Below are 9,271 nucleotides of genomic sequence, written 5' to 3' on the forward strand. Positions count from 1 at the left end.
ACACTATTTGTTTGTGTCTGGGTGGCTTGTTTTGGTTATTACCGCCACCCCCCCCTTTGGGGGGGGGCCCCCCCCGGGGGCGCGGGCGCCCCACCCGCATCTTCACAACCCCCCAGCTGCGTACGAGTTCTTCATGCGCCACCGCGTACGGACTTATGCGATCAGCCGCCTGTTCGAACCGCGGCGCGCCAGTGCCCTGGGCCGGGATGACGGCCTCGAACTCCTGAAGCCCTCGGGGATCGCCGGTCTCCCCGGCGGCTTCTACTGCGGCCGTCAGCAGGCGGGCGGCCAGTTCCGTAAAAGCCAGCAGGTCCGGGCCAGTTGCCGGGCGGCCGGTGTCGCGTACCAGCGGGTGCAGCCGCGCGACCGGCAGCGCGTCCAGCCCGGCCGCGGAGTGCCACGTTAACTTGACGCTTCCTCCCGTCGCCGGTCATCGCTGGCCGTGGCGGGGATGGCGTTGTCGATGAGGACGGCGGCGATGGCGGCGGCGGTGGGGAAGGCGTCGGCGTTGAGGACCCGGGTGCGGGCCGCGGCGCCGTCGATGAGCAGCGCGAGCTGCTCACCGAGCTGTTCAGGGTCGGCGGCGCCGGCTTCGCGGGCGGTGTCGGCGAGCCGCGCGGCGACGGCTTTCTTGTAGTCGCGTGCGTACTGGGATGCGGGGTGCTGGGGGTCGTGGAGTTCGACGGCGGCGGCGATGTAGGGGCACAGGGGGGTGGTGGGGGGGATGTCGAAGGCGGCGAGGAGCCGTTCGCGGGGCGTGAGGTCGGTGCGGTCGAACACGCCGGACAGAACTGAGGGGTCGAACCGGCGCAGGTACTCGGCGACGAGTTCGTCCTTGCCGCCGAAGTGCTGGTAGGCCGTGCGCTTGGACACCTCGGCCGCCGCGCAAAGCTGGTCCATGCCGGTGCGGTTGATGCCCTGCTCACGGAACAGTTGCTGGGACGCGCTGAGGATGCGCTCGCGGGCGCCCCGGCCGCGGCGGCGGCCCGTGGGGCCCTTTTCCAACTCCGTCATGGGTCCATGGTACTCCAGCTGGGTAACGACCGGTGTACATAGTTTGCGTACCGGCCGCCTGCCCCGTACCGTAAGCACACAGGGCGGTGTACATAGCACCGTCGCCCCAGGTACACACGGCACCACCGACCCAAGGGAACGACTATGGGAAAGCTTGACGGCAAGGTCGCGGTCATCACCGGCGGCACCACCGGGATGGCGCTGGCCGGCGCGAAGCTGTTCGTCGACGAGGGAGCGCACGTCTTCATCACCGGCCGCCGCCAGGACGCCCTGGACGAGGCCGTGAAGCAGATCGGCCGCAACGTCACCGGCGTCCAGGGCGACGCCGCCAACCTGGACGACCTGGACCGCCTGTACGACACCGTCAAGCGGGAGAAGGGAAGCCTCGACGTGCTGTGGGCCAGCGCCGGAGGGGGCGAGCCCGCCCCGCTCGGCGAGATCACCGAGGCCCACTTCGACGCCGCGTTCTACCTCAACGCCCGCGGCACCCTGTTCACCGTCCAAAAGGCCCTCCCGCTCTTCAACGACGGCGGCTCCATCCTCATGACCGGCTCCAACGCCTCCCTCGGCGCCTTCCCCGGCTGGAGCGTCTACGCCGGCAGCAAGGCCGTCCAGCAGGCATGGGCCCGCGTCTGGCTCAACGAGCTCAAGGACCGCCGCATCCGCGTCAACGTCCTGACCCCCGGCCAGGTCGCCACCGCCAAGCAGGAAGAACTCTTCGACGAGGCCACCAAGCGCCAGTTCGAATCCCTCATCCCCCGCGGCCAGATGGGCCGCCCCGACGAAATCGCCACCGCCGCCCTCTTCCTCGCCTCCGACGACTCCAGCTACGTCAACGGCATGGAACTCGTCGCCGACGGCGGCACCACCGCCATCTAAAGCGAATAACACACAACCAGGGCAGGGAATCTCATGAGTAACATCAGCATCATCGGCACCGGGAACATGGCCCGCACCATCGGCACGCGGGCAATAGCGGGCGGCAACACCGTCGAGGTCATGGGCCGCGATCAGTCCAAGGCCGCTGACCTGGCCAAGGCCCTCGGCGGCAGCGCCACGACGGGAGAATGGGGCACCGCCCCGGCCGGGGACATCGTCATCGTGGCCCTGCTGTACGACGGCGTCGTGCCGGTCGTCGCCCAGTACGGAGACGCTCTCGCGGGCAAGGTCATCGTCGACATCAGCAATCCCTTCAACTCCACGTTCGACGGGCTAGCCCACCGCGAGGAGACCTCTATCGCGCAGGAAGTCGCCAAGGCGGCCCCGGCCAGCGCCAGCGTGGTGAAGGCGTTCAACACCATCTTCCGCCATGTCCTGGAGAAGGGTCGGCCCGACGTCTTCATCGCTGGCGATAATGCGCAGGCCAAGGCAGGTGTGGAGGCGTTCATCGAGAGCCTCGGGCTGCGCCCGCTGGACGTCGGCGGCCTGAAAATGGCGCACTGGCTGGAGGGAGCGGGCGTGGTCACGGTGGGCCTCGCCAACCACGGGGTGGGGAACTTGGACTTCGCCCTCAGCATCACCGAACTTCCCATCTGAGCAAACGGTTGACGGATCACCGAAAGGACTCGCCAAGTGAGCCCGTTGGCGAGTCGGTGGGGTAGCGGTCCTGCACGTCCTTCTCGAAGGCAAAGATCACTTCCGTCAGGTCGATGACCGCTCCGTCCAGTCGTGCTTCGGCCGCCTCCAGCTCCCCGGGCCGCCAGGCAGCCGTCGGTGAACTCGGCAAGCAGCCTGATCACGCGCGTGCAGGTCTGGCTGTTCGTCAAGGCCGTAGCCCGGTGGTGGGCGATCCAGGCGTCCGCCCACTGGTGTCGGGGTACGAGCTCACGTGCAGAGACCGGTACAGGCTCAAATGCAAAGATCCAGATACCCCAACTGCGCTACAAGAAGCGGGTCGTGGGGCCGCCCGATGAGGAAGTCCATGGACCGCTCCGAGTGGTCAAGGGCGCCTACGGCGGCGCTCCGCGCTGGGCTTCGCCCACCCTGGACAGGCGGATCACGCGCCGCATGGCCGTGCCCTTGGGATTGGTGTAGATCAGCTCACGCGTCTCGATCCGGGACACCTGCCCGCCCCGCTCAAGCGGCTTCGCTGCCTGCCGGGACCCGCGTTCTCCTCGTCTCGGCATCAGACCGCCTGGCGTTCTGCCAGACGGCTCGCGTAGTCGGTGTAGGTCTTGTTCTGGTCGCTTCACTCCGCGATCGCCCTCGCAACCAGCAGGTTCGTCCGCCGGATGTAGCGCGGAGACCGCATCGTGGAACTGGCGTGCAGGTGTCCGAGCAGCCGCTGAACGATCAGCAGGCGTTGAGATTGGCGTGTTCGGCCAGCAAAGCATCCTGTCCGCCCTTGGCGATCTTCTCGGCGAGGTCGGACAGGATCATCTTGATCAGGATTTCCAGCATGATCACGGCGTTCGCCGCCTTCTCTGGCAGCATCTCGACCGCGCACCGCCGGGCATCAAACCCGTCCTCACTAACGTGGCGAAAGGAGTGCCGTCGGCCGTTCCATCGCTGGCACCACTCTGAGGCGGTAGGGATCTCGGTCAAGTCGACGAATCGAAGTGTGTCCTCGAACGCAGACTCGGGGCAGTGCTGCTGGATCGGACCAGCCGCACTGTCGCACTGACCGATGCCGGTTCGGTGCTGCTGGCCGAGGGCCGCGCGGCCCTCGATGCGGTCGACGCTGCTGAACGCCGGACCCGCCGCGCTGCGCTTGCCACCACCGGCCGTCCTGGCCTGGTCCTGGTCACGAAGGCCAGCGCGTCCAGAGAACTGCTGGCGAAACTGCTCGACGCGTACGCCGCCGAACCCGGGGCGGTCCCGGTCGAGGTCATCCTGTGCGGGCCGGCCGAGCAGGAACGACTCCTGCGCGAGAGCCGGGCCGACCTGGCGCTTCTGCACCGTCCGTTCGACTCGACGTCCGGGTTCGACACCGAAGAACTCAGCACGGAAGGCCAGGTTGTGGTCCTGCCGGCTGGGCATCCGCTCACCATCCGGGCCCATGTGCACATGGCCGACATCACCGGGCTGCCGGGCCTGCCCCTGCCACGCTGGCCCGACCCCGACGGCACCTACCCGCTCGGCCCCGGCCCGCAGGTCCGCGACCACGCGCAACTGTTGCAGCTCGTCGCGCTCGGCCGTGCCTGCGCGGTCTCACCGGAGTCGTGCCGAGCCCAACTGCATGGTGACCTCGCGGCAGTGCCCGTGCTGGACGCGCCGACAGTCACCACCGTGATCGCCTGGCCACCGCACAGCCGGTCCAGAGCCGTCGCCGACCTTGTCCGGACTGCGACACGTCTCTAGTAGTTCCAACATGCCTGGCCAGGTTCCACCTATCGCGTCCCGGCTCATCGCAACGCAGTGTTACGGGGCCAAGGTCCGCCAACTAATTTCCTCACCCGCCAACTAAAAACCTCGGTCACAGCCAGCACGATCCCCCGGGCGGTTCGGGCCCCTCGGTTTCTGATCGACGCGAGCGCGTTCGAAACCCACCATCGGGCACTTGGTCCTGACGCCCCTCACCGACACCGACGCAGTGGCCCAGGCCATCGCCGGACACCGGGGCGAGGTCGACAACCAGCGCACCACGACCACCCAGCGGCACGCCGATCAAGGCAAGGCTGCGCTCCCACGCTCACACCGTCCTCGCCGCCATAGAACACGCCACCGACACGTGCGGATACTCGGCGCAACCGCACACCCGACCGCGACGCAACCGCACACCCGACCACGGACCGGGTCACTCAGCTCACCCGGAACACAGTCATGGAACTCCACGACGCGGGCACCAACATGATCCGCGACCGGGACGCGCGCTACCCGGTGGGCTCGCCCGCCGCCTCTCGACGCCCACCGGCACGACCGCCTCTCCGGCATCCTTCACGAGTACAAACATGCGGCGTGACCAGCACGGACGTACTTCTTGGCACCTACAACGCCGACCGGCCCCGCAGCACAGTGCCAGGACAATGGCCCAGGCCATGCGTCACACTGGACGTACGGCTCGCACAAGGTGTTCGCGCCCGGGGTGGCGCGAGGACCATGGGCGGGTGCCGAGGCTTCACGCGGGGTATCGAAGGGGGCCGCGGGGAACCCGGAGGTGGCACAGCAGGTCATCAGCAGACCGCTGCGGAGGAAGGAGGCGGTAAGCCGCCCGAGCAAGAACGCCGACTTCGGGGATCGGAAGCGGGTCGGCCCGCTCCTGGGCCGTTTCGTGGCGGCTCGGTACACGTGGGGAGGGCACGGCACCAGTCACGCGGTGACCACACCTGGAGGAGAGGCATCGTGGCAACCCGAATCGACGACTCCCAGATCGAACAGCGAATGTCCGGCGCAGACATGGCGGACTGGCATAGGACGGGCGACGTCCTGCGCCGCACCATCGAGGTGTACGACTTCTCCAGGGCCGCCAGTGTCGTGGCAGACATCGTCTACGACGTCAAGACTCTTGATCGCCACCCTGAAGTCCATATCCGGGGCAATGAGGTGAGCTTCGTGATCCGCTCCGACGGCGGCCTCACGGACGCGGATGTGGAGCTGGCGCACCGCATCGAGAAGGCGGCGGGCTCACACGTCCGCGGGTACGCGTAGACCTGGCGGGAGAGCGGGACGCGGACCCCGTTTACGGGGTGGAGGGGTCGCGCCTTGACGCCCTGGGAAGCGGCCCTCGCGCGGGCGGGGATCCACTTCAACTCCGGCAGCGCGGGCGTGCCATCGAGGCCGCCGAGAAGGTTCTGACCGAGTGGGCCGGGCTACTGTCCAGGCAGATGCCGGCGTTGCCCGTGGTGCGGACGTCGTCGACGAGGACGCGGGTGCGCCGACCAGACGGAATGGCCGACGCCTCGTGCATCAGGTGCCAGGAACCGGCTGTAGTGGTAGCCCGCCGTCCAGCGCAGGGCCGGCGCATCCTCCTGGTGGAACGGGTCTGCCGCGTCCGACGCTCCGGCAAGCAGTTCGACGCGTGCGGAGGTTCAGCACGGCCGTCACGTACGGCGTCTCAGCCGTGCGGACACGCCCGCGTCCGCACGGCAGGTGTTGATCACGTTCCGGCCGGCCGCTTCCGCGCCGCTTCCTGCTCCTGTTTCCGCGGCCTCGGATCGGAGTCCGTACGCCGCGGTATGAGCAGCAGCGCCACGAAGGAGATCACACAGCAGCCAACGATGTAGACGCTGATGCCGATGCTCGATCCGGTGTCCTCGAGGATCGCCGCGGCGATCAGTGGTGCCGGGCCGCCTGCGATGACCGAGGCGAGCTGGTAGCCGAGGCCCGCGCCGCTGTAGCGGACGTTGGTGCCGAAGCCCTCCGCGATGAGCGCGGCCTGGGGGCCGTACTGCATGTCGTGGAAGGCCAGGGACAGCACAATCGCCAGCAGGACCAGGCCCGCCGACCCGGTGTTCAGCAGCGCGAAGTACGGGAACGCGAAGGCGGCGACGCAGGCGATCCCGATCCCGTACATGAGGCGGCGGCCGATGCGGTCGGAGAGGTGGCCGAACACGGGGGTGGAAACGAGCCCGATGGCGGCCGCGACGAGCGTGTCGTCGAGGAGATCGCTGCGCGCGAGGCTGAGGTGCTGCGTCCCGTAGGTGAGCACGAAAGTGATGAAGAGGTAGAACGGGGCCTGCTCGGAGAGGCGGACGAACGCCGCGGTGAGGACCTCGCGCCACTGGTGGCGCAGCACGTCCCAGGCCGGCATCCGGACCACGCCCCGGGCGCTCTTGACCGCCGTGAAGTCGGGGCTCTCCATGACCCGCAACCGGACGTACAAGCCGACGGCGACGAGGACGGCGCTCGCCAGGAAGGGGATCCGCCAGCCCCAGGTCTCGAAGCCGTCGCCGGTCGCCGAGGTCATCCAGCGCACCATGGCGGTTGAGGCCAGCAGTCCGAGCGGCACGCCCATCTGCGGCCAACTGGCCATCAGACCACGGCGTTTCCTCGTCCCCCACTCCATGGCGAGCAGTACCGAGCCACCCCATTCGCCGCCGACACCGATGCCCTGGACGACCCGGAGGACGACGAGCAGGATCGGTGCGGCGAGGCCGATCGACTCGTATGTGGGCAGGCAGCCGATGAGGACCGTGCTCGCGCCCATCAGGACGAGCGTGATGACGAGGGTGGACTTGCGGCCGACCCGGTCGCCGAAGTGTCCGAAGATCGCGGCGCCGACGGGACGGGCGGCGAAGCCGACGAACTGTGTCGCGAAGGAGGCGAGAACGCCGGTGTACTCGGACTGGCCGGGGAAGAACAGATGCGGGAAGACGAGCGCCGCGGCCGTGCCGTAGAGGAAGAAGTCGTACCACTCGATGGCGGTGCCCACCGTGCTGGCGACGACGGCACGGTTGCGGTGGCTGCGTGTGGCGGCCGATGGTTCGGTGCTCGTGCCCACGGTGAATCCCCTGTCTTCGGCGGTAGGGCCAGCATGGGGGGAGGCTGCCGTGAGGGTGCTCCTTGAACGGGGACATGTCAAGAAGGCGGGCGAGCGCCGGCGTTTCAGTACGTACGAGAAGCACTGCCAGTACACAGGCGGCCGCCTGTCGGGGTCCCGGTCAGTCTCACCCTTGGATGAGCGACACCTTGCCCGCGTCCCGCTTTGGCACCACATGCAATCGGCGCAGACTTTGAGACTTCCCCCTTGCCCCTCACGCGCACGTCAGGAGTTAGCGTCCCTGCGCCTTCGCACCCCGCGCGGGCACGCGACGCTTCCGGAGGTTCGCTCATGTCGTCGTCCGCCCTTTTGACCGGCCTCGAAGTTCAGTTGGCTGCCACGCCCGAGGGCCTGCCGGGCCCGGAACACTTCCGGGTCGCAGAGGTTCCGGTGCCGCGGCCCCGCGTCGGTCAACTCCTGCTACGTAACCGACACTTCCTCGTCTTCGCCGGTCTGCGCACGCTCATCGCCCCCAAGGCACAGGGGTTTCCGTTTCCGCCGCTGAAGCCCGGTGAGACGCTGTTCGGGCCCGCCGTCGGCGAGGTGGTGGAGGCGGGGCCGGGCCGGGCGGACTTCTCCGCGGGGAGCCTGGTGACCCACATGGCCGGGTGGCGCGAGTACGCGGTGGTGGACGCGGACGCCGTGCAGGCCGTGCCCGGCGGCCATCCCGATCCGGTGGCGCTGCTGTCCACCGCGTCGGCCGCCTATGGTGCACTCACCCGGCTGACCCGGCTGCGCGAGGGCGAGACCGTGCTGGTGACGGGCGCGGCGGGCGGGGTCGGTTCGCTGGCCGGGCAGGTGGCGCGGCTGCTCGGCGCGGGGCGCGTGGTGGGTACCACGCGCAGCCCGGGCAAGGCGGAGCGCCTGAGGCAGGAGCTCGGGTACGACGCCGTCGTCGTACCCGGTGCAGACGGTCTCGTGCGGCAGCTCGCCCACGCCGCACCGGACGGGTACGACGTCGTTATCGACAATGTCGGAGGTGAACAGCTCGTCGCCGCCGTGGAGTTGGCGCGTCCCGGGGCGCGCGTGGGGGTCGTCGGTACGCTGGCCGGGCAGTCCGATCCGGCCCTGCCGGGCACGGTGGCACCGGCCGCCATCGACACGTTCGCGCTCATCCGACGGTCCATCTCACTGCTCGGCTACCAGACCGTCGACCATCCGGGCGTGGAGGAGGAGTGGCGTGCACGGTTCGCCGACTGGTTGCGCTCCGGCGAGATCAGCTATCCGTATGTGACGCTGCCGGGCATCGATCGGGCGCCGGGAGCGTTGCAAGAGCTGTACCAGGGGCGGCACTTCGGGACCCTGGTCGTCCAGATCTGACCTCACCCGACTCACGAGAGGACGGCCCCGGATGCGCATCTCGGACGCGGCAGCGGCTGCCGGAACCACCCCGCGCGCCCTGCGTTTCTACGAGGAGCGGGGCCTGCTCCCGCCGCCGCACCGCACAGCCACCGGTCAACGGGTCTACACCGAGCGGGACATCGCCCGGATCCGTGCCATCCGCCGCCTTCTCGGGCTCGGCCTGACCGTGGAGGACGTGCGCGCCTGCGCCGACCGCATCGACGTCCTCGTGGCGCACCCGGACCGGCGCTGCTCCGCCCCCACCCCTGGCGCCGCCTCGGGCGTCGTGCAGCTGCGCATCGCCGCGCTGGACACGGAGATCACCCGCCTCACCGCGCTGCGCGACCGGCTGAGCCGACAACTCGCGCCCGGAGTACCTGCTTGAATCCTCCCCCTCATGGATGACTCCGTTGGGAAATGCGTAAACCGGTGGGTGCGATCTTGTCGTTAGGCGGCGAGTTGGAGTCGGGTGAGGTGTGAGGTGCGGGTTCCGCCGAG

General features: G+C 68.9%; 10 protein-coding genes and 1 pseudogene. 7 read left to right on the forward strand and 4 right to left on the reverse strand.

All coding sequences use genetic code 11. The annotated features are described in order from the left end of the window. Positions 1-133: 133 nt before the first annotated feature. A complete protein-coding gene (locus ACWFR4_RS46525) occupies positions 134-406 on the forward strand; it encodes a hypothetical protein (protein ID WP_453657760.1) in 273 nt (90 codons plus the stop codon). Here the strand turns inward: ACWFR4_RS46525 and ACWFR4_RS46530 are convergent. Next, entirely contained in the window at positions 403-1,014 is a 612-nt protein-coding gene (locus ACWFR4_RS46530; protein WP_453657762.1) for a TetR/AcrR family transcriptional regulator, read from the reverse strand. The two genes, ACWFR4_RS46525 and ACWFR4_RS46530, sit on opposite strands and share 4 nt — an antisense overlap. Positions 1,015-1,158: 144 nt before the next feature. On the opposite strand from ACWFR4_RS46530, the gene ACWFR4_RS46535 reads away from it, so the two are divergent. Both ACWFR4_RS46535 and ACWFR4_RS46540 read left to right on the forward strand, forming a co-directional pair. Then, positions 1,159-1,893: an SDR family NAD(P)-dependent oxidoreductase gene (locus ACWFR4_RS46535; protein WP_382629034.1), complete on the forward strand. Its 735-nt coding sequence runs from the start codon at positions 1,159-1,161 to the stop codon at positions 1,891-1,893. A gap of 33 nt (positions 1,894-1,926) precedes the next feature. Beyond that, the gene (locus ACWFR4_RS46540) at positions 1,927-2,550 is read left to right on the forward strand and encodes an NADPH-dependent F420 reductase (RefSeq protein ID WP_453464915.1); all 624 of its coding nucleotides are present in this window, start codon (positions 1,927-1,929) and stop codon (positions 2,548-2,550) included. A 413-nt stretch (positions 2,551-2,963) separates the two neighbouring features. On the opposite strand, the gene ACWFR4_RS46545 is transcribed toward ACWFR4_RS46540, so the two are convergent. Then, positions 2,964-3,140, reverse strand: coding sequence for a hypothetical protein (locus ACWFR4_RS46545; RefSeq protein WP_453657764.1), 177 nt, complete (start codon positions 3,138-3,140; stop codon positions 2,964-2,966). A 166-nt stretch (positions 3,141-3,306) separates the two neighbouring features. Continuing rightward, positions 3,307-3,447: a hypothetical protein gene (locus tag ACWFR4_RS46550; protein ID WP_453657766.1), complete on the reverse strand. Its 141-nt coding sequence runs from the start codon at positions 3,445-3,447 to the stop codon at positions 3,307-3,309. A gap of 132 nt (positions 3,448-3,579) precedes the next feature. Between ACWFR4_RS46550 and ACWFR4_RS46555 the strand changes: the two are divergent. Together ACWFR4_RS46555 and ACWFR4_RS46560 are read left to right on the forward strand one after the other, a co-directional pair. Further along, positions 3,580-4,314, forward strand: a pseudogene (locus ACWFR4_RS46555) (LysR family transcriptional regulator); the annotation flags it as partial. Positions 4,315-5,295: 981 nt separating this feature from the next. Continuing rightward, positions 5,296-5,601, forward strand: a complete 306-nt coding sequence (locus tag ACWFR4_RS46560; RefSeq protein WP_227298624.1) for a 4a-hydroxytetrahydrobiopterin dehydratase — start codon at positions 5,296-5,298, stop codon at positions 5,599-5,601. A gap of 448 nt (positions 5,602-6,049) precedes the next feature. Here ACWFR4_RS46560 and ACWFR4_RS46565 read toward each other — a convergent pair whose 3' ends face one another. After that, positions 6,050-7,393: an MFS transporter gene (locus ACWFR4_RS46565; RefSeq protein ID WP_453657768.1), complete on the reverse strand. Its 1,344-nt coding sequence runs from the start codon at positions 7,391-7,393 to the stop codon at positions 6,050-6,052. A 330-nt stretch (positions 7,394-7,723) separates the two neighbouring features. On the opposite strand from ACWFR4_RS46565, the gene ACWFR4_RS46570 reads away from it, so the two are divergent. Further along, complete coding sequence (locus ACWFR4_RS46570) at positions 7,724-8,752, forward strand: MDR family NADP-dependent oxidoreductase (protein WP_453464924.1); 1,029 nt, start codon at positions 7,724-7,726, stop codon at positions 8,750-8,752. A gap of 31 nt (positions 8,753-8,783) precedes the next feature. Then, entirely contained in the window at positions 8,784-9,158 is a 375-nt protein-coding gene (locus tag ACWFR4_RS46575) for a MerR family transcriptional regulator (RefSeq protein ID WP_453657770.1), read from the forward strand. The last annotated feature ends 113 nt before the right edge of the window (positions 9,159-9,271 follow it).

The sequence above is a fragment of the Streptomyces sp. NPDC055140 genome, from assembly GCF_053607285.1.